This is a genomic window from Chryseobacterium sp. GQ58 (genome assembly GCF_059758895.1).
In genome coordinates this window covers 499591-518789 of the sequence record NZ_JCAXEH010000001.1, presented here as the reverse complement: position 1 = coordinate 518789, position 19199 = coordinate 499591, and the positions used below count along the sequence as shown (strand labels likewise).

At 33.8% G+C, this 19199-nt stretch carries 17 protein-coding genes; 12 read left to right on the top strand and 5 right to left on the bottom strand.

The window, feature by feature from the left end:
- Window positions 1–116 precede the first annotated feature (116 nt).
- From AC6CHK_RS02440 to AC6CHK_RS02385, 12 genes are all read left to right on the top strand, one after another.
- Window positions 117–1484: a hypothetical protein gene (locus tag AC6CHK_RS02440; protein WP_498093217.1), complete on the top strand. Its 1368-nt coding sequence runs from the start codon at window positions 117–119 to the stop codon at window positions 1482–1484.
- A 48-nt stretch (window positions 1485–1532) separates the two neighbouring features.
- Window positions 1533–5216 (top strand): hypothetical protein, encoded by a 3684-nt coding sequence (locus AC6CHK_RS02435; RefSeq protein WP_498093215.1) that lies wholly within the window; start codon window positions 1533–1535, stop codon window positions 5214–5216.
- Between the two features lie 65 nt (window positions 5217–5281).
- The gene (locus AC6CHK_RS02430; RefSeq protein WP_498093213.1) at window positions 5282–6382 is read left to right on the top strand and encodes a hypothetical protein; all 1101 of its coding nucleotides are present in this window, start codon (window positions 5282–5284) and stop codon (window positions 6380–6382) included.
- A 558-nt stretch (window positions 6383–6940) separates the two neighbouring features.
- Entirely contained in the window at window positions 6941–7087 is a 147-nt protein-coding gene (locus AC6CHK_RS02425) for a hypothetical protein (RefSeq protein WP_498093211.1), read from the top strand.
- Window positions 7088–7153: 66 nt separating this feature from the next.
- Window positions 7154–7519 (top strand): LysM peptidoglycan-binding domain-containing protein, encoded by a 366-nt coding sequence (locus AC6CHK_RS02420; RefSeq protein WP_498093210.1) that lies wholly within the window; start codon window positions 7154–7156, stop codon window positions 7517–7519.
- A 19-nt stretch (window positions 7520–7538) separates the two neighbouring features.
- A complete protein-coding gene (locus AC6CHK_RS02415; protein WP_498093208.1) occupies window positions 7539–8363 on the top strand; it encodes a hypothetical protein in 825 nt (274 codons plus the stop codon).
- Window position 8364: 1 nt separating this feature from the next.
- The gene (locus AC6CHK_RS02410) at window positions 8365–8982 is read left to right on the top strand and encodes a hypothetical protein (RefSeq protein ID WP_498093206.1); all 618 of its coding nucleotides are present in this window, start codon (window positions 8365–8367) and stop codon (window positions 8980–8982) included.
- A gap of 358 nt (window positions 8983–9340) precedes the next feature.
- On the top strand, window positions 9341–10297 hold the full coding sequence (locus tag AC6CHK_RS02405; protein WP_498093204.1) for a DUF2931 family protein: 957 nt from the start codon (window positions 9341–9343) through the stop codon (window positions 10295–10297).
- A gap of 338 nt (window positions 10298–10635) precedes the next feature.
- A complete protein-coding gene (locus AC6CHK_RS02400; protein WP_498093202.1) occupies window positions 10636–11556 on the top strand; it encodes a helix-turn-helix transcriptional regulator in 921 nt (306 codons plus the stop codon).
- 51 nt (window positions 11557–11607) lie between these two features.
- Window positions 11608–12237, top strand: coding sequence for an energy transducer TonB (locus AC6CHK_RS02395; protein WP_498093200.1), 630 nt, complete (start codon window positions 11608–11610; stop codon window positions 12235–12237).
- Window positions 12238–12294: 57 nt separating this feature from the next.
- Window positions 12295–12843 carry a hypothetical protein gene (locus AC6CHK_RS02390; RefSeq protein WP_498093198.1) on the top strand — a complete coding sequence of 183 codons (549 nt, stop codon included), beginning with the start codon at window positions 12295–12297 and terminating at the stop codon, window positions 12841–12843.
- Window positions 12844–12896: 53 nt separating this feature from the next.
- On the top strand, window positions 12897–13328 hold the full coding sequence (locus AC6CHK_RS02385; RefSeq protein WP_498093196.1) for a nucleoside deaminase: 432 nt from the start codon (window positions 12897–12899) through the stop codon (window positions 13326–13328).
- Between the two features lie 41 nt (window positions 13329–13369).
- Here the strand turns inward: AC6CHK_RS02385 and AC6CHK_RS02380 are convergent, their stop codons facing one another.
- From AC6CHK_RS02380 to AC6CHK_RS02360, 5 genes are all read right to left on the bottom strand, one after another.
- Entirely contained in the window at window positions 13370–14128 is a 759-nt protein-coding gene (locus AC6CHK_RS02380) for a type III pantothenate kinase (RefSeq protein WP_498093194.1), read from the bottom strand.
- A gap of 147 nt (window positions 14129–14275) precedes the next feature.
- Entirely contained in the window at window positions 14276–14605 is a 330-nt protein-coding gene (locus tag AC6CHK_RS02375; protein ID WP_498093192.1) for a hypothetical protein, read from the bottom strand.
- Window positions 14606–14803: 198 nt separating this feature from the next.
- Window positions 14804–16645 carry a M1 family metallopeptidase gene (locus tag AC6CHK_RS02370; RefSeq protein WP_498093190.1) on the bottom strand — a complete coding sequence of 614 codons (1842 nt, stop codon included), beginning with the start codon at window positions 16643–16645 and terminating at the stop codon, window positions 14804–14806.
- A gap of 134 nt (window positions 16646–16779) precedes the next feature.
- Window positions 16780–17244, bottom strand: a complete 465-nt coding sequence (locus AC6CHK_RS02365; protein WP_498093188.1) for a DinB family protein — start codon at window positions 17242–17244, stop codon at window positions 16780–16782.
- Between the two features lie 104 nt (window positions 17245–17348).
- Complete coding sequence (locus AC6CHK_RS02360; protein WP_498093186.1) at window positions 17349–19037, bottom strand: DUF6909 family protein; 1689 nt, start codon at window positions 19035–19037, stop codon at window positions 17349–17351.
- Window positions 19038–19199 lie beyond the last annotated feature (162 nt).

Genomic DNA, 19199 nt, shown 5'->3' with positions numbered 1-19199 from the left:
GTTTTGGAGGATATCCTTTGCCGGAAACCACCCTAAAAAATAAGGCTGAAAATCTGAAGGAATTCTAATAAAAAGAGACTTCAAAAAATAATTTTAAAAATTTAAATATTACGCAAATGAAATCAAAAGAAGAGTTAAAAAATTTCTTCGAAAACGGAGATATACCAAAGCAAGAAGAGTTTTGGGAATGGCAGGATTCTTATTGGCACAAAGATGAAAAACTTCCCGTAAGCGCAGTAGATTTATCCACAAAAGCAGATTTGGTGGGTGGAAAAGTTCCGGCTTCGCAATTGCCTGATACGCACGAAAGCTACACATTATCAGATGTTATGACTAGAGGCAATATTGCAAATACGGAATTAAAATTCCACGATAATGCAAAGTTATGGTATGACTTGCCAACATTTTCATATTATTTTAATAGTGGAAAATCTGCAGCATCAACAGGTAAATACAATACAGGAATAGGTTGGGGAGTATTATCTTCTTTAACAACTGGATATGAAAATGTGGGAGTAGGCTCTCAATCTCTAGAAAAGTTAACCACCGGTTTTAATAATTCAGGATTAGGTCTTTATTCCTTAGGTAAACTTACAACAGGAGGTGCAAATTCAGCAATAGGATATTCTTCTTTCTATAATACAACAACCGGCAATTCAAATACAGGATTGGGTTCTTATTCAGGATTTTTAAATGTGGGTGGTTCGAGCAACTGTTATTTGGGAACCTATTCTGGACAAAATTTAACTAACGGAAATAATAATACTTTTGTGGGTAGTGGTTCCGGAAGAAATCATGGAAAAACCACAACTTCAGGAGCTTGGGGACACAATACCTTTATAGGTTATAATGCTGCTTACACCTCTCATGCTATGGGTACATGGGGTGATAACAACCTAGTAATTGGGGCCAATGCACCTTTAGGAAGTGGAGAAAGCAATAGACTTGTTATTCATTCTCAAATGTCTTCTACAAGACATGATCAAACATTACCATTGATATCAGGAAATTTTGCTTCGAGATATTTGAGTATAGGAGGAACATTTAATGTGAATCCTGCTTATGTTGCTGATTCATCTGCTGATTCCACATATGATCATTTAATATCTTTCAACAATACATCCGGAAATTTTGGCAAAACTTCACTTGAAAATTTCAAGAATTCTATTAAAAGGCCTTATAAGGTTTATTCTGCACTGCTTGAATTCAATCAAACAACTTTGGAATCCCAGTTTAGAGTTTTGGAAAATACCATTGGAGATATTGTATGGACCAAAATAGATACAGGACGGTATCAAGGAGTTTTATCCGCAGCATTTTCCCGTAACCAAACCTTGATTACCACCGGAATGAACGAATTCACAGAAATGTCTTCTTGCACATATCTTGATAACAACACACTTCTTTTAAGGCTTGCAAATTCAGGCGGTGATTTAATCGACATTGGCGGCCAATGCGGAACAATTGAGATTCGGGTTTATTAGACTTTATAACTAAACCTTAAACACATTAAATAAAATAATACAATTAAAATGACAACAAACAATAAAAACAACGCTTCACAAACGCTTTTCAGGTTTGTAAGCTTAAGAAACCCACAATTAACAGAAACTAAGGCTGACAATTTAGGGTTTATTCACAGACCAAAGGACTTGCCAAGCTTTTTTGACAATAATGTTCCCGAGAATGATTCTGCAATTGCAAAATTTCAGGCAATGGAAAGCTCTTCAGAATCTTTCATTGCGACAGGTTTTGAAAACGAAACTCAAATTGAGTCTGGTGCTTTAGCTGAAGCGCTAAAACTGGGAAGAAAGATCGCTAAAAGAGAAGTTCTTTCAGATGCGGATAGAGATTATGCAGTGATATTGCATGACAACATGACTCAGGATCAATATAAAGCTTTGTGGGATAATCTCATGTTCCAGACTGTAAGACAGAGTGATTTTTATGTGAAAGAAGCTATCATACACATTCTAAAAGCTATTCATTACGGATATGCGTGCCAATTGCAGCCTACCGAAGAGCTTAAGAAAATCAATGGTGAAGATTTAAAGGCAAAATCTTTGGAAGCTAAAGTGGTTTTACCATTAAGATTCTTCGGAGACGGAAAGGATTATACCAATTCGCCAACTACAAACAAATCATTCACCGTTGGACAATCAGCCGTCGGATCCGAAGATCCTATTAATGTACAACTTCCAATTGGCATTCAGGAACAGCTAAAAGCAGAAGGTGAAAAAATTTCGGAACTTTCGGGTCTCGGTTTAGGAAAGCAAAGCTTAGAAACACTTAAGGCAGAATTAGAAAAAATACAAAAGTCATATTATAAGATTAAAAATAAGGCTTACGAGGCTGCTTATAAAGAATATGTAGAAGCATATCAACCACAAATTGACGAATACAACAGAAGATCGGAGGAAATTGAAGCAAGCATTGATGCAGGAGCAACAGAAGAAGAAATCCGTGCGATGTATGAAGAATTAGGTGAATTAAATGTTCCTGAATTTATTTTCAATTATAAAGATGAACTTAATTTTGGCGACTTTAAAGCAAAGCTTTCTTTAGATTCTTTAAAGCTATTTGTAAGTATTTTTACGGATGCTGGTGAAAGAGAGTTAGCTTTTTCAGTTATTGATGTTATTTCTGACCGAAGTTTACAATTAGGCGAAAACATCGTTAATATCGATCAGGAATATGACACTTACACTGAGGTTTTTGAAGAATTAGCTGAAAGACTTAGCGTTCAGACTCAATCTTTATTCGAAAAGACAATCCTTAATGAGAAAGTGTATGCCAATTTGGGCGGAGTTCTGGTTCCGGTAAGTAATAGCCCAAACAATTCATTAAATAATATTTCAAGAACATATTATTTAAGAGCTAATCAATCAAATGGAACCGCAAGTTATGCAACGTTTTATTACCAGGCAGAAAGTAACGCTTGGGGAACAGCTACTGCCAAAGTTTATGCCATTACATCGGTTGGTGAGTTTACGGAAAACTATTCCAACATCAGCGTAGCTAATAACAAAGTGACTTTCCCTGCTATTTTGGTCAATAAATATCAAAAAGATATTAGGCTTTTAAGAATACAAATATTCTTCAGTAATGGCGAAGAAGCCAATCTGGAATTTTCAGGGGTACAACTAGAAACTCCTTACACAGGTGTTTTATATACTGAAAGAACTAAAGACCCAATCGGAGGCGGAAGCACTCCAAAACCGGGAACTTTTATTCCTAAACATTTTGGCGTTAAAAGATTGGGAATTGCGGATTATTTAAAAGTCGAGCAAAGTGTGCATGCGTATGTTCCGGGAGAAGTTTCCAATATTGAAAACGTAATGGCAAGCGAATTACGCCATAAGTCATCTGTTTCCAGGGATTATTCTGAAATCACAGATACAACTTCGGAATCTATTGAAACAGAAAAGATTTCTGACACTACAAAAGCTGACAGAAATGAAATGCAAACTGAAGTTGCGAAAGAAATCGACAAACAACAAAGTATTACAGCAAATACAAGATTCAGTTATGGAGCAGGCAAAACATTCTTCGAAATTGGAGCTGGTTATGCCAACAATACGGCTCAACATGACAGCACAAGACAGGCTGTAGCAAAATCTCAGGAAATTACTGAGCGAGCAATGGAGAGAGTTCTTACGAAAATCAACAAAGAGCGTGTTCAGAAAATCATTAAAGAATATACTGAAACCAATGTACATGAATTTGACAACCGAGGGAAAGTGACGGACACCAACAATCCTGACGCGGCTCAACCAAAACACATTACGGGAGTTTACAGATGGGTTGATAAAAAAATGAAGAATCAAATCTACAACTATGGAAAACGTACCATGTTTGAGTTTATGATTCCTGAGCCGGCAAAGCTTCATCGTTTAGCTGCTTTTGTTAGCAAAGAAACCCTTACAGAGCCTATAGATCCGAGAAAAGCTCCAAGACCTAATACAATGGCTGATCCTAAATCTGCTACTAAAGATCTATTAGAATATTGGGCTAATATTTATGGGGTAACATTAAACCCTCTTCCTGAACTAACAAAGTCTCTTAATATTGGGCGACAAGATTTTAGAGGAAATGATGGAAGTATACTAATTACGATCCCCGCAAACTATGTTGCAAAATCTGCAAGCATTATGTTTCAACATAGTAGGGATAGGCATGGTATCACTGGAAACAAATCCCAATCTTTACACTTTAGTAATTTTAACGGTGGTGAATTCCATTCTACAAGCACTCGTAGTTACGAGCCAACTAGTGGAAGTAAAAATACCGGATTTTTTGCAGTGAATATTACGGGACAATATAATTATACATTTAGAGGAGAGAATTTAAACGGCGGTAACTTTGCATTTAATTTTAATTGCGAGCTTTCACAGTCATTTTTAGAAGCCTGGAAACAGGAAAGTTTCGATGCCATTATTAAAGCATACGAATCTGCTTATACAGACTTTTTAGCTAAGCAAAAAGAAGCAGATGAAAAAGCAAAACAACAAGAAGCAGAAAATAAAGAAAAACTATCAGTCTTTTATCGTGATATAGAGCGGGTAATCCTTAAACACAACTGTATTACTTACTTATTACAGGATTATTTAAATGTTTTGGGCCAAAAGTTTACTAACGGAGATCAAATGAAAAATTTCGAAGTGATTTTGGGTGAAAAACTAGAGCAATACACTGCTTTAGCCAAATTTATGGAACAGGCATTTGAATGGGAAATCATGGATTACACATTCTATCCATATTATTGGGCACATCGTGATGAATGGCAAAAAATGTATTTATCAGAAAATGCAGATCCTTTGTTCAGAAGTTTCTTACAGTCCGGTATGGCAAGAGTAATTGTTACCGTGAAGCCGGGCTTTGAAGACGCTGTACAATTCTTCATGTCAACCGGAAGAATCTGGAATGGCGGTGAAGTACCTGTGATCGGAGATCCAATGTACATGTCTATCGTAGATGAGATGAGACAACCAACCGGAAAGCCACAAGGTAAATACTGGATTTCAAGAATCCCAACCGTATTAACTATTTTACAAGCTCAATCTGTTGGATTGGAAGTAGAACAGCCTCTTCCTATTTTCCCTGAAGATGAACCGCAAAACTGTGAAAATCCAAAAGAATTGGAAACTGCAACTTCTTTTACTAAAGATGATATAAGAATGCAAGGAACAGGTGATGATAAAACAACGCTTGGATAGAATTAATTATTCTGAAATGGCGGTCATTGCCGCCATTTCTATTTTTAATATTAAAAATTTATAAAATGAAACCAATAAAAGCATTAGGATTAAAAAATACAGTGGAGAATATGAATACATTAAAAAGTACCAAAGATAAAAAATATGTCTTAAATGGAAATTGGGTATCTAAAAATGTAACCTTCGGAAATAAAGCAAAATTCAGATTTTTATTAAGTAACGAAGTAAGATTAAATGGATGGGTGATAATTACTCTAATGAGAGTACGTGATAATTTTTTTGATGAAGAATTATTATCTGAAGAAATTAGAATTACAAATAGAGCAATGGAGAAGGATTTTTTAATGACAGAAGACCTAATAGATTATTTAGATATTAAGGACATTAGAGAGAATAAAGGGCTAAAATTCTATTGTAAAGTAACATATTTAGATGACACTTATGAGTTTGAAGAAAAAACACCTCTAGAAATTAGATTTAAACCAGACTCTTGTACTGGGGCAAATGAATATTTAGAAGAGGATAATTTTCCATACAAAAGTAAAGTTTTTGAAAAAATTTCTGAAATATCAGATATAATAAACTATTTTGCTTTAAAACATAATGTTCCAAAAATTGCTGTAGCGGGAGCAATTGCAGATGAGTACAATGCAGTAATCAAACCAGGGAGAAATATATTAGACTGGTTTCAAGATGGTGTGGTAGATTTATATCCTGAAATATATATAAAACTAACGAAAAATATGATTTCTGATAGTGAAACAATAACAAAACTAAGAAATCCTACTATGAATGATTTAGGTATTGGAAACATAAAACTAGATAATGCAAAAAAAATATATGATTTAATGCCCACAGAATTTGACAATATCAACTGGGGATACGAGGATTTAGTAGAATATTTGAATACAAATATTGGATGCGTACACTTCGCCTCGTTAACAATTAAGATTGCTCAATCATTATTTAGCAAGTATATTAATAATTATTCTGATTGCACAAAAGAAGCAGTTTTAATAACTTTTTATAAACAGGGTCCTAAGTATTTTAATAGATTTTACAAAAAATTACAAAGTAATCCGCAAGCTAATGTTTTACCTGGAGAAGGTAGTCGTGTTGCAATGCAAAGAAATAGAATATTAAAAGCTTTAAATACAAAACTTTGATTATCTTTTTAATATATTTGATAAAAATAAGACTATGGAAATATTATTATATTTATCACTCATTTTTGTAATTGCAAATTTATTTTATTTTTTATTTTTCAATAAAGTCAATCAAAGAAGAAAGTTATTCATATTTGTAATTATAGGTTTATTCATAAATTTAATTTTTAATATATATAACAATCATGGATATTCATTAAAAGATATTATTTTAGGCTCTTTAATTTTTCCTATTACTATAATTTTCTTTTTTGGCATACATACTGCAATAAAAAAAATTAAATATGTTAATAATTATATATCATATATGTTAGTTTTTTCATTAATAGCTTTCTTTTTGATAATTATTTACATCTATTTTCTGTCTTCATTATTTGAAATATAAAATTCATTATTCAAAATCTGGATTATGAACTAATAACCAATCCGCAAAAGCAAAATGTTTTTGCGGATTATTTTCAGTAATACAAAATCTCCCGCTGCCGCACGATTCTATCGTGTGGCTTTTTCTTTTAAAACTTCACCGTATTAACCATTTTACAAGCTCAATCTGTAGGATTGGAAGTACAACAGCCGCTTCCTATTTTCCCTGAAGATGAACCGCAAAACTGTGAAAATCCAAAAGAATTGGAAACTGCGACTTCTTTTACGAAAGATGATATCAGATTAGAAGGAACTGGTGATGATAAAACAACACTTGGATAGAATTAATTATTCTGAAATGGCGGTCATTGCCGCCATTTCTATTTTTAATATTAAAAAATTACAAAAATGAGTGCAATAAAAAGATTAGGAATTACAAAAACAAAAGCATTAGAAAAAAGTGATATTGATACAAATATTGAACTTGAAAACTCTCTCTTTCATGTAGTGAATTTTAAAGAAAACTTATTATCAATTTCTCAAAAATATAAAATATCTCCTAATGAGTTAAAAAAAATTAATGGATTAAAAGAAGATATATTATATTTAGGACAAGTAATTAATTTGCAAAATAAAAATATAATAAAAAATTTTGAAACACTAAATAATGAAAAGGAATTTAGAAAAAAAATAAATAAAACAAATGTTTCACCTAAAGATTTACTTATTAATAATGTAAAATATAAATCTAGAATATCCTTTCGAAAGTTTTAAACTCAGAGACAGATATTACATGAATTTTGGCTTTACAGGAAACTTTATTTTAGAAGATGGATTAAATTATTGTCTCAATGCTATATGTTGGATTGAACATCATGAATGTTATGAAACACATGTACAAGGAACATTAAAGACCCATTTTATTTATATTAATGTTTTTTACATAAATAAACTTGGCGAAGTTATTTTTGGAAAACAAATACATTTAAATTTTAAAACTCAAGCTCAGAAAGTTCCTAATTCAGGTGCTTATGCCTATGAGATAAAATTGTTAACTGATATTCAAAAAACAGTGCATCCATACTTATCAAAAGGTAAAAAATTACACGAAGAAATATTTATTGAAAAAAAATATAAATTTGCAGGAGGTGCCGAGTTTGATATTTCTGACAATGATATTGCTTATAATGTATTAAAAAATGCTTCTATTAATAATAGAATAGGCGATACTAATTGTATTTATTCTGCCGTGGGGGACAAAAAAGAAGAGTTTGAAAATATATTAGATTGGATTTCAATTGCTGCTATTCCTTTTGAAGTTCCTATAAAGTTTATAAAGCCTTTACAAAAAGTATTAGAGTTTATAGCTTATGCAAGTGATTTAGATTCAAAGGTTAAATTAGTAGATAAACTTTTTGATATGAGAGGCCCTTTTCCCCTTTCCTTAATATATCTAACTTCATATGCCCTCGAACCATTTGTAGATCCATACGGAACAACAATTGGAGGCTACAAACAAGTACAGAAAGGAAAAACAATAACATATGAGAACGATTTTATAATGGAAGAAATTTTAACTATATTACAAAATGATATTACAGAAAAAAACCTCACATAAAATGAAAAAATTCTTGCTTTTACTCGTAATTGTTTTTTTAAATTCCTGCGAAAAAGAATTACACCCTATTATTGATTCCGATCTCAAATCAATTAATCAAGTTAGGCAGTTAGGACTATATGAATATGATAAAATTGGTGTAGATACAAACAAGGATAAAACTATTTTTTTCTCTAATATTAAACCTGATTATATTTTGAAAGACAGAAAGGATTATCCTTTAGGAAGGTTAAGAAGTTATTCATCAAAAAATTCAGAAGTATTAAAATATTTTGACCAAGAGCTTAAAAATGAGTTTATTTACTATCAATTTCGAAATGATTCATTAATATCGAGACTATATATTATTGATAATTTTTTAAAAGAAAATGTGCAAGTTACAAAACTTAATAAAGTAAAGAAGATTCTTGATTCTTTGAAAATTAATTACAGTTCCACGGGCTCGTATGAAAACTTACTTAGAAATAAATTTAACTATAAAACGCCTACAACAGATGATGTTTTTTTAATCAACAATAAATATCCTGCAATAATACATGCAACACCAAAATTATTTTATATAGAGGTTTTTTATAATAAGAATGATAATTTTAATTCAATTTGGAGATTAGAAAAATAAATATGTGTTGAGCATTCCCCCTACGCTACCACGCGACTCAACCGCGTGGTTTTTTTATTTCCAATCTGCTTTATAAAAACATACAATGATAAGTTTAAATTACAAATTTTACAATACTAAAGGCTTGTAAATGAACAGCTATCTTATGGGTAAATTTATACATTTATCTGCGAATTTCGACTATCCTTTAGCAGATATATTAGATCACTATAATTTCGCCTATGCAAACGTTCCTCATTTCACTGATGAAAAAGAATATAAAACCCCACCCTATAAAAGGCAATCATACAGCCCTGAACTGGCTGCCAATGATCTTCCTTAGTTTATTCCTATCTTCTTGTCAGAAAACAAAATACCCGTGGCAACCGGGAATTTCGGCGCCAAATATTATCCTATTGGAGGTGTCAAAATTAATTTTGGCAATGCAGGACATGGAAGCCTTACCAATTTTGATAATGGATGGGGAAACGAATATGGAGGAGTAGTGTCGGGTGCGAAATATAAAGAAATTCCTAAAGATATATATATTGAATATTATAGCGCCGTAAATAATTTAAAATACCAAGGTAAAGTTTCTCTTCCACAAGAAAAGATACTTAATTTATTTCGTGAATATAAAATTGATAATAATAATTTTGCTCATTTAGTGGTAGGCATGGCTCCTGGCGGTTGGATAAGAGTATGGTTTACAACCATTAATGAACAAATAGAAGTAACAAAAAGTCAGTTAAAAGGAAAAGAAGACAATACCATTGGTATTGGGTTTAGAGAAAAAAAATCTGATTATTGGAAAAAATATATAGATTATTGGCAACATCACGGAATTCCCTACGAAGCTTGGGAAAATAACGAAAAAGAGTATAACTATGACATTAAATTTATATCAAAAAATAGTGATGCTAAACTAGACAGAAGTTATGTAGTTTCTGCAGATGGCTGGTATTCTTCGTTTTACACTGAAAAACAACCAGATAATATTAATAATATTTCGAATAACGGCAGAAAAGATAAAATTCCGGTTCGCCTTTCAGTATCATGGCAAGACAAAACGACAGGACAGTATTATGACACTAATATTGTAATGCCAAAAACGTTGAAAAACCTATTCAACAAAACATATATTCCTGATAAAAAACACACTTACAGTAATTTTATCATAGAATTAGAAAACAATAAGCAGCATACCGTTGTTTACTTAAAAACAAAAGATAAAACAATAAAACTTCTAAGGTTTAAAGGAGAGCTTTCTACAAAAGAAAATCAAGATTTTGGAGATTATACTTATGCAAATGATATAGAATATTTCATTCCTTAATTTCCACAGACGAAATTAAAAACCCATCCTAAAGAGAATCTTACAATCCTTAAGTTAGTTATGATAACTACTGTCAACATGACGCTCATAAAAATTTCGAAAATAGAAGAGTAAATACGTTTTCGATATAGAAAAGGTACAGCGGTGATACAGCGACAGTATCAGGATAAAATGACAACCCAATCTTTTTTATACTAAACTTATCCACAATAATAAAACACGACATCTTTTGTCGCATTAAGCGCATATATTTGTTTTAGAAAATTATCAATGAAACGCTTGCGTTCCATTCGACCAAATTAAAATGCAGTGGAAGCTGCAAACATAAATATATCCGAATGAAAAAAGATTTTTACCTTACAAGATATGCCTTAATCATTAAGAAATTAGAAAGTTCTCCGGCTACGTATTCGCAGTTGGAGGACTATCTTCTTAATTCTTTTGAATTTCAGGATGCAGGAATCAAGAGTTATTCTATTCGTACTTTACAAAGAGATATTCGTGAGATTTCGGATCTTTTTAATCTTTCCATTCACAACAAAAAGAAAGGCGACAACCGATATTATATCGAAAGCCGTCCGACAATGGAAGTGGATGAGTACAACCAAAAACTTCTCGAATCTTTCCAGGTAAGCAACGCTTTAAATCTTCATCCGGATTTTTCAGATTTTATTTTCTTTGAAAGCAGAAAGCCGACTGGTGTAGAACACTTTTATGATCTTTTCTTTGCCATCCGTAATAAAAGAGTGGTGACTTTTGAACATTATAATTACAAAAATAAGCTGATGACTTCCCGAAAAGTTCATCCTTTGGCTTTGAAAGAATCTAAAGGCCGATGGTACCTGATCGCCATTGATACAAAAGACAAGGCTTTAAAGTCTTTTGGTTTGGACCGGATCAATTATTTGGACGTTTCTGCCGGTAAATTCAGGGAAAAATATAAATTTAACTTCAGGGAACATTTTAAAAACGCTTTTGGCGTAATGAATTTAACCGAACAGAATCCTCAAAAAATTGTTATGAAATGTAGCAGACATCAGGGCGAATATATTAAAAGCTTCCCGCTTCATCAATCTCAAAAAGAAACTATGGAAACTCCTAAAGAAATCTTTTTTGAGTTTTTCCTTCATCCGACTTACGACTTTATGCAGGAGATTCTGTCATACGGAAAAGAAGTGACAGTTTTGGAACCTAAATCTTTAGTTCATGAGATCCGGACTCATTTATCCGCTTCGTTGTCTAATTATTCGGAAGAATAAATGCATCTGTAATTTCATTTTTTTGATTACTTTTACATAAATATATCAAGATTGAAATCAGCATTTCTATGTCTTTTCTGTTTCATTTCTTCCTTTTGTTTTTCGCAACAGACGGAAGAGTTTAAATTGGTAAAAAACTACTACAATCAGCATCGAAGCATGTTGGGTACTGAGTTTAAGAAAAAGTTTGATGCAGAAACAAATAATCTCAACAAAGCTTCCATCAGACAGGATTTTCTCTTTTTCATGAAAAAAATGGACAGCATAGAAAATGCAGCTTTGGTCGGTGCTTTACTTAAAGTTAAAAATACCGAGGATCTTAGTAATCTTCATCTTCAAACAAATAAAAAGCCTTCCGCAGACAATAGCGAAATCTTTCCCACCACCGAAAAAAACGCAGATTATCCTGGTGGGATCAATGCTTTACGAGAGGAAGTGGCCACAATTTTCTATACGGAAGCAGTATATTCTGAAACCAATCCTGTAAAAACCAACGTTGCTTTTGTGGTAGAAAAAGACGGAACAATAAGTAATGTAAAAGCGGAAGGCGATAATTTCACCTTCAATCGGCAGGCAGAGATTGCCTTATATTCTGTTTCAAAGAAATTTTCACCGGCGGTAATTAAAGGAAATCCTGTACGATATCGTTTCAGACTTCCTTTAACATTAAATATTGATTAACCTATCAGATTTTTCTTTCCTGTTTTGTTTTAATGTTTATTTTTGGCAAAAAACTATATGAAACAATTCTACTTGTTATTTTCCTTCATTTTGGGAACATTAATCATGCAGGCACAGGAAACTGAAAAACAGAGAAAGAACGACATTCTTGCAGATCCTGTTTTGTTGATCGCTGTTCCGTTGGCGAACGTGACTTACGAAAGACTAATTTCCGAAAACAAAGGCATCGGCGTCAATGCAATGATTACACTCGACCGCACAGACAACAGATTTTCACAATTTTCCGCATTTTACAGGATGTATTTCGGTAAAAAATATGCGTCAGGCTTTTTCCTTGAGGGTTTTATTCCGGTGACTAGCGAAGAAAACGATATTTATAGTTACACTTATGATGATATCAACGGTTATTACTACACATCTTCTGTCGACAAAGGTAATTTTACAACTGTCGGTATCGGCTTTGGAGTTGGCGGCAAGTGGATATTGAGAAACAATCTGGTTATCGAAGCAAGCGGTGGTATTGCAAGAAGGTTCGGGGACAGAGACAAGCATTATTTTGAAGAAGTGACAGGGAAAATCATGGGCGGTATCGGATATCGTTTCTAATTTTTTAAAAAAATATTAATGAAAAGCTTAGTTTTGTACTAAGCTTTTATTTTATGTTTACCGACGAATATTTTATGAAGATGGCCCTTCAGGAGGCACAAACCGCATTGGAAAAAGATGAGGTTCCTGTTGGATGCGTGGTCGTTTCCAACAACCGGGTGATTGCAAAATCTCATAACCTTACTGAAACACTGAACGATGTAACAGCACACGCCGAAATGCAAGCAATCACTTCCGCAGCCAATTTCTTAGGTGGAAAATATTTACTCAACTGCACTTTGTATGTGACTTTAGAACCTTGTGTGATGTGTTCGGGAGCGCTTTCTTGGTCGCAGATTTCAAAAGTTGTCATTGGATCAAGAGACGAGCAACGCGGATTTATCAATAAAAATCTTTCGCTTCACCCAAAAACAGAAATCATAACCGGAGTCATGGAAAATGAATGCTCCTCGATCGTAAAAGAGTTTTTTAAATCAAAAAGATAGAGGTCAAACAAAGGTGGGACTGAATTTTAATATTATAAACCTTAAATATCTTTCCCCAGAAAATACAATCCTTTTAAAGTATGTAGTCTGTCTGCAATATGTATTTTTTCTGTTAAAGGCTTGTATACATGAGAAACTCCGCCGGTTGCGATGACAAAGCAGTCGTCATTCACCTCATCATTGATGCGGTCGATAAAACCTTCTACCATTCCAAGAAAACCGTACACCATTCCGCTTTGCATACAGCTAATGGTATCAAGTCCTAAAACAGTTTTTGGCTTCACCAGTTCAATTTCTGGAAGTTGGGCGGTCTGACTGATCAAAGAATTTAATGATGTTATAATTCCCGGTGCGATAATGACTCCTAAAGTTTCACCGCTTTCTGCAACGCAGCTCGCAGTAAGCGCCGTTCCGAAATCTAAAACAATTTTTTTTCTGTCAGGATACATATTATGGGCTGCAACGAGATTGGCGTAAATATCTGTTCCCATTTGCTTAGACTTTGCAATGACCTCCGACGGTGTATTGCGGTCAACCATTACAGGAATAATACCATGAATTTTTCTTATTGCTGAATTGATTTCCCTCGTCAGCTGAGGAACGACAGAACCAATGATAATTTTTTCAATCTTTTTAGGATCGATTTTATAGGTTTGATACAAAATCAACATCTGACCATGCAACTCGTCTGCGGTTCTGTACGGTTTTGTATTGATGACCCAAGAAATATCACAATTGTCATCATCAAAAAGGCCAAATCTGATATTGCTGTTTCCAACATTGATTACGATAGAGTTCATTAAATAGATTTTCGGATGTAAAATTAAGAATTTTCACAAAAAAGAGCCTTTTAATATTTGTAAATTAAAATAATTGAAGATTAAAAAAACTCCTTCCCTCAAAAAACTTCTGTTTGCAACCTACACAACTTCTCCGGAAGTCGCAAACTAAGGAATATCAGTCTGCAAATCAAAAGTTTGTCCTTTATCAGGATTTCTTTGCCAATAAAGATTTACGGCTTCAAAACCATTAAACATATTTTTAAAATTGACATTCAGCGTTCCGTTTAAAGTAAATTTTTCTGTTTTATCGTTTCCAAAACCAATCACACCGTCAAAAGTGTTGGTTTTTTTCTTTTCCATAAAAAGATAAATCTGTGTAGAATCTTTCGTGAAAAGAGTTTGCGGTTGCCTTTCTAATGCAACAAAAGGATGATTTTGAAAATTTTTGTTGATGGCCAGAAGATTCTTATCACGTTGTTTGTCTCTTCCCGACATCTCTGGTAGTTTAAAAAGAGGTGTTTGTGACTACTGGAGAACTCCGGAAGTCTCACGCAAGTTGTGGGAAACAAAATACAAACTCAGGTGATTACAAACAGCGTTGTTTTTAATTAAATACAGTTTACATTTCATTAAAACAAACAAAATCCCCAAAGAAAAACTCTTTGGGGATTATTTTTATTCATTTAGCTAAAACTATTTCACTTCAACAAAGTTATTCTCAGGATTTATATCCGCCATTCTCTGACTGAAATCTATTCCTAATAATGACAATTGAGATTTTGTGTAAGGAACTGTCAATGTATATTCTTTTTGCGTCCAAGGCCAGTATTTTTCTGTCGTAAAGTCACCGTAGCCGTCTTTCTGTTTCCAGGTGTGCGTCATATTCATCGGGATGTAATAAGTGAAGATTTTTTTATCGGTCGTCATCACAGAAAAATCAATAGGCATCGGAACCTGGCCGTTGTTTAGCAAAGTTATCGTTGTAGATTTTGCGCCGTATTTTACATCTTTAATTCCATAATCAATTGTTTTTGTGGTGTTGATCCAATAGTGATGAAACCACTTCAGATCCATCCCCGAAACTTTCTGTGCGATGTGAAGGAAATCTCTGTCGGTAGGATGTTTCAAGCTCCACTCTTTGAAATATTCTGTCATGATCTTTTCTAAATTCTGCTCTCCAACGATGTATCCCAATTGAACCAAATATAATTCGCCTTTTACATAACTTGCAAAGCTATACGCCGTCCCATTGTCGTGATGGTCGCCAAGCCAAACTGCAGGCTCTTCAATTCCTCTTTGTACAATACTTCGGTAAGCGTTTATTTTATCAACAAAAGGATTTGGTCGCTCGTCTTTTGGCGGAAACAACTGATGCATCACGATGCTTTCGGCATAACTTGTAAAGCCTTCATCCATCCACGGTCTCAGCGGCTCGTTGGTCGCCAGCATTTGCTGATACCATGAGTGGCCACCTTCATGTACCATCAATCCCATTAAATCTTCAAGGTTTTTAGCTTCACCTAAAATCATCGTACACATTCCGTATTCCATGCCGCCGTCTCCGCCCTGAATGAAAGCGTAGCTTGGATATGCATACTTTCCGAATCTTGAATTCATGATCTGGAAAAATTTTGTCACATAAGGTTTTGCTTCACTCCAAACTTTAGTCTTTTCATTTTTCTGATAAACCAAATGTACTTTCGGACCTTGCGGAACATCAAAGCTTTCCACCGAATAATCTCTGTCTGCTGCCCAAGCAAAATCTAATATGTTTTTAGCAGTCCATTTCCAGGTTGCTTTGTTTTTATCTGCTTTTATTTTGGCATTGGCATCGTAACCTTTTACTTCTGTAGGGTTTTCAAGAATACCTCCGGCTCCGATTACATAATCTTTATTAATTTTAATAGTGACTTCAAAATCTGCAAACGGCGCATGAAATTCTCTTCCAACATAATCGAAAGTTGCCCATCCGTCATAATCGTATTCTGCAATTTTAGGATACCATTGCGTCATAGTCATCTCCACGCCTTCACGGTTGTTTCTTCCGCTTCTTCTTATTTGTTGCGGAATAACAGCGTCCCATTCCATCGTGAATATTGTGTTTGAATTGGGCTTGATGGATTCATTTAAATAAACCTTCATTACGGTTTCCTGAATTTCAAATTTCAATTCTTTACCGTTTTGTTTGATCCAATGTATATTCTGTGCGCCTTCCTGATCTTTCGGAATCGATGCCAATCTCGAAACACCGTCTTTCTGCAATCTGGAATCACCATTCTTCCCTTGTCCGGCAACCCGCTGATCCATCATAGAATTTGGCTTAAAAGCATTCCAGTAAAGATGAAAATACACGACATTCAATTCGTCCGGTGAATTGTTGGTATAATGTAATGTTTGATTTCCCTGATAAGTAAATTTTTCTGCATTGACGTCAATATCCATTTTATACTTTGCAGATTGCTGATAATAAGCATTCTGCTGCGCCTGAAATTGTGAAAAGATAAACGCAAACAGGATTGCAATCGTTTTTTTCATTTAAAATTTATTTTTTCTAAAGGTATGTAATTTTTGAAAAAAGGTAAAATGTTGAGTTTTGATGAGGTTGTATGTTATCGCAGATTTTAGCCGTAAATATCTTAATCACAAATAAATATATGCTAATTTGTTTTTTAATTCAATAGCTTTTTAATCAAAGTAATTTGTCCTAAATGATAATAGCAATGCTCAATCGTCCCGTCGATATTTCTTAAATAAGTTCCGTATTTTTCGTCAACAAAAACTTCATTCATTTTAGAATCAGGCATTTGCTCCAGTAAGGCTGCGAACTTTTCAGAATCATTCCAAAGCTTATTCAATAATGTTTCCCACTGTTTTTGAGATTCAATCGGAGGAAGATCAAAACTGTATTTGTCTTTAATTTCCAGATTACCGCCTTCAAAAACATTGAGAATCCCTGCGATATAATAATCAATGTGAAAAGTGAGCATGGCAATTGTATTTAAATCCGCAACTTTCGTTGTTGCCTGTTGCCAAGTGACGTTTGAAAGCTGATCTTTAAAATTGGTATTGGCGATCCACAAGCCATCAAGTAAAACCTCGCGGAATCTTTTTGCTAATTGTGAAGTTGAACTCATCTCTTTAGTTTTAATAATTTAAATATAATATTTTTAGTGAATTGTTTAAATAAAAAAACCTCAAATGCAAAACACTTGAGGCTATTCTTTATAAATTAGTTCAATTACTTCTTTTCAGCAACCTTTGCAGCACTATCAAAAATCTTTTCCAAAATCTTCAATGTGATCAAATAAGTTGGCTTCACTCCCGTAAGTCCTAAACCACCTGAAGAAAGCGTACTTCCCGTCTCCAAAGGATTATCTGAAGCGTAATAAGCGTAACAAACGAAAAGATCCGGTGCAATATGATGCCTGATTTTCGATGCCACCTGAATTGCTTTTTGATAATGCGCGCCTTCCATTTCAAGACCAATTGCCTTCCATGAAGTATTCATAAAATAGGATAAAATATCTCTGTTTTGAAGTGAAGTTCCTAAAACGGTAATCATTGTACCTTCAAAAGCCTGCAATTCATCATCTTCAAAATCTTCAAGCTTTAAAGCGTTTTCAAAAGGATAATTATCTGCTGTTCCTTCAAAAATGTGAGAAGTCGGGATCATAATATCGCCTTTCGCACCAGACAGAATTCCTGCTTTTCCCATAATGGAAACAGATTTCACTTTCATCATGTATACTTCGCCTTTCTGCTCAAACGGACGCAACAATTCGTCCATTACTTCAAAAGCCTGCTCGCCAAAAGCATAGTCAAAAACCAAAACTACATCATCTCCCGAAAACTTTGCTCCGCTGAATGGTGTGTTTTTAAGATCTATTTTGCTCAAATCGATGATCTGAACATCAATATTGCTTCCGCTTTTATCATCAATATAAATTAAGCCTTGTTCCAAAGCATATTTCAATACTTTATCGCGAAGGTCTTTTTTGTTTGAAATGTCCTGGTAAAGCTTATAATCTACTTCTTTGGTTTGCTTTTTCTTTAAGGCATCATTGGCGTAAAGCATATTTTTCACCGAATGCATGTTTGCCGAAATAATATGCAGCGGACGCATGTGAAGATCGTTTTCAAATAAAACTTCTTTAACTTTATTGGCCCATTTTTCTCCGAAATAATGATGCCCTACTCTTTCTTTGAGGATCGCACTGAAATGTATTTCTCTTTCACGACTCTGCTTAGCGTCTTCGAGGCTTACTTTTCCTAGATTATAAATGATTTTGAATAGCCGATCCGGATTGTCATCGTCTCCAAAAGTATTGTAAGCGTTCAAGGTTTCATCAAAAGTCCTTCCTATTAAAGAAGAAAGATGAATCAAAGCAACTTCTTTTTCTCTTCTGCTGAATTTCTTTTCACCTTTTACCACTTCTTCGATGATCTTAAAAGCTCGTGTCGGCTTCCAGTTTTCTTCCTGAACAAAAGCCAGATTGCGGATTTTATCTGCTTCTATAAATAAGAATGTTAAATGCGTAAGAATATCATAAATCTCGGAACGTCCCAAAAGAACTTCAATATTCATTTGGTGCTCGTCTATTCTGTAGCAGTTTCTTCTTCTCTTTTTCGGAACAATGGGTTCGAAACTTCCTTTATCAAAACCTTCATCAGATGTAAGATGAATAAAAGCACATTCTTCAATTCCTTCCGGAAGCCTGTCTAAAACATACATCAAACCATCCAGCTCCAATTTGCTCGGAACATTCATGGTGCCATAAATTTCGGGATTGATGATCTTTAACAAGCTTCTGATACTTTCTCCAGAAACTCCCGCCGGCTTGAAAAAACCTCTGTAAAAAAGGTGTCTCATAGAGATATACAATCTTTCAATTGCCTCGGTGGTTTCTCTTGCTCTAGAATTTGTCATAAAATAAATTTCACACAAATATACAAAATCTGCTCTCAAGTTATTTTAAGGATGTTTTAAATAAATTTGTGAATATTGATATAATGTTACTAAAAAGTTGTTTTTGTCATTCTGACGAAGGAAGAATCTTATCCATGCTTTAGATTCTTCACTCTACTTCGT

Bases quoted from the DNA above. Each gene is read 5' to 3' on its own strand.
- AC6CHK_RS02440 (WP_498093217.1), top strand. From the start codon at position 117: ATGAAATCAAAAGAAGAGTTAAAAAATTTCTTCGAAAACGGAGATATA.
- AC6CHK_RS02435 (WP_498093215.1), top strand. From the start codon at position 1,533: ATGACAACAAACAATAAAAACAACGCTTCACAAACGCTTTTCAGGTTT.
- AC6CHK_RS02430 (WP_498093213.1), top strand. From the start codon at position 5,282: ATGAAACCAATAAAAGCATTAGGATTAAAAAATACAGTGGAGAATATG.
- AC6CHK_RS02420 (WP_498093210.1), top strand. From the start codon at position 7,154: ATGAGTGCAATAAAAAGATTAGGAATTACAAAAACAAAAGCATTAGAA.
- AC6CHK_RS02415 (WP_498093208.1), top strand. From the start codon at position 7,539: ATGAATTTTGGCTTTACAGGAAACTTTATTTTAGAAGATGGATTAAAT.
- AC6CHK_RS02410 (WP_498093206.1), top strand. From the start codon at position 8,365: ATGAAAAAATTCTTGCTTTTACTCGTAATTGTTTTTTTAAATTCCTGC.
- AC6CHK_RS02400 (WP_498093202.1), top strand. From the start codon at position 10,636: ATGAAAAAAGATTTTTACCTTACAAGATATGCCTTAATCATTAAGAAA.
- AC6CHK_RS02390 (WP_498093198.1), top strand. From the start codon at position 12,295: ATGAAACAATTCTACTTGTTATTTTCCTTCATTTTGGGAACATTAATC.
- AC6CHK_RS02385 (WP_498093196.1), top strand. From the start codon at position 12,897: ATGTTTACCGACGAATATTTTATGAAGATGGCCCTTCAGGAGGCACAA.
- AC6CHK_RS02380 (WP_498093194.1), bottom strand. From the start codon at position 14,128: ATGAACTCTATCGTAATCAATGTTGGAAACAGCAATATCAGATTTGGC.
- AC6CHK_RS02375 (WP_498093192.1), bottom strand. From the start codon at position 14,605: ATGTCGGGAAGAGACAAACAACGTGATAAGAATCTTCTGGCCATCAAC.
- AC6CHK_RS02370 (WP_498093190.1), bottom strand. From the start codon at position 16,645: ATGAAAAAAACGATTGCAATCCTGTTTGCGTTTATCTTTTCACAATTT.
- AC6CHK_RS02365 (WP_498093188.1), bottom strand. From the start codon at position 17,244: ATGAGTTCAACTTCACAATTAGCAAAAAGATTCCGCGAGGTTTTACTT.
- AC6CHK_RS02360 (WP_498093186.1), bottom strand. From the start codon at position 19,037: ATGACAAATTCTAGAGCAAGAGAAACCACCGAGGCAATTGAAAGATTG.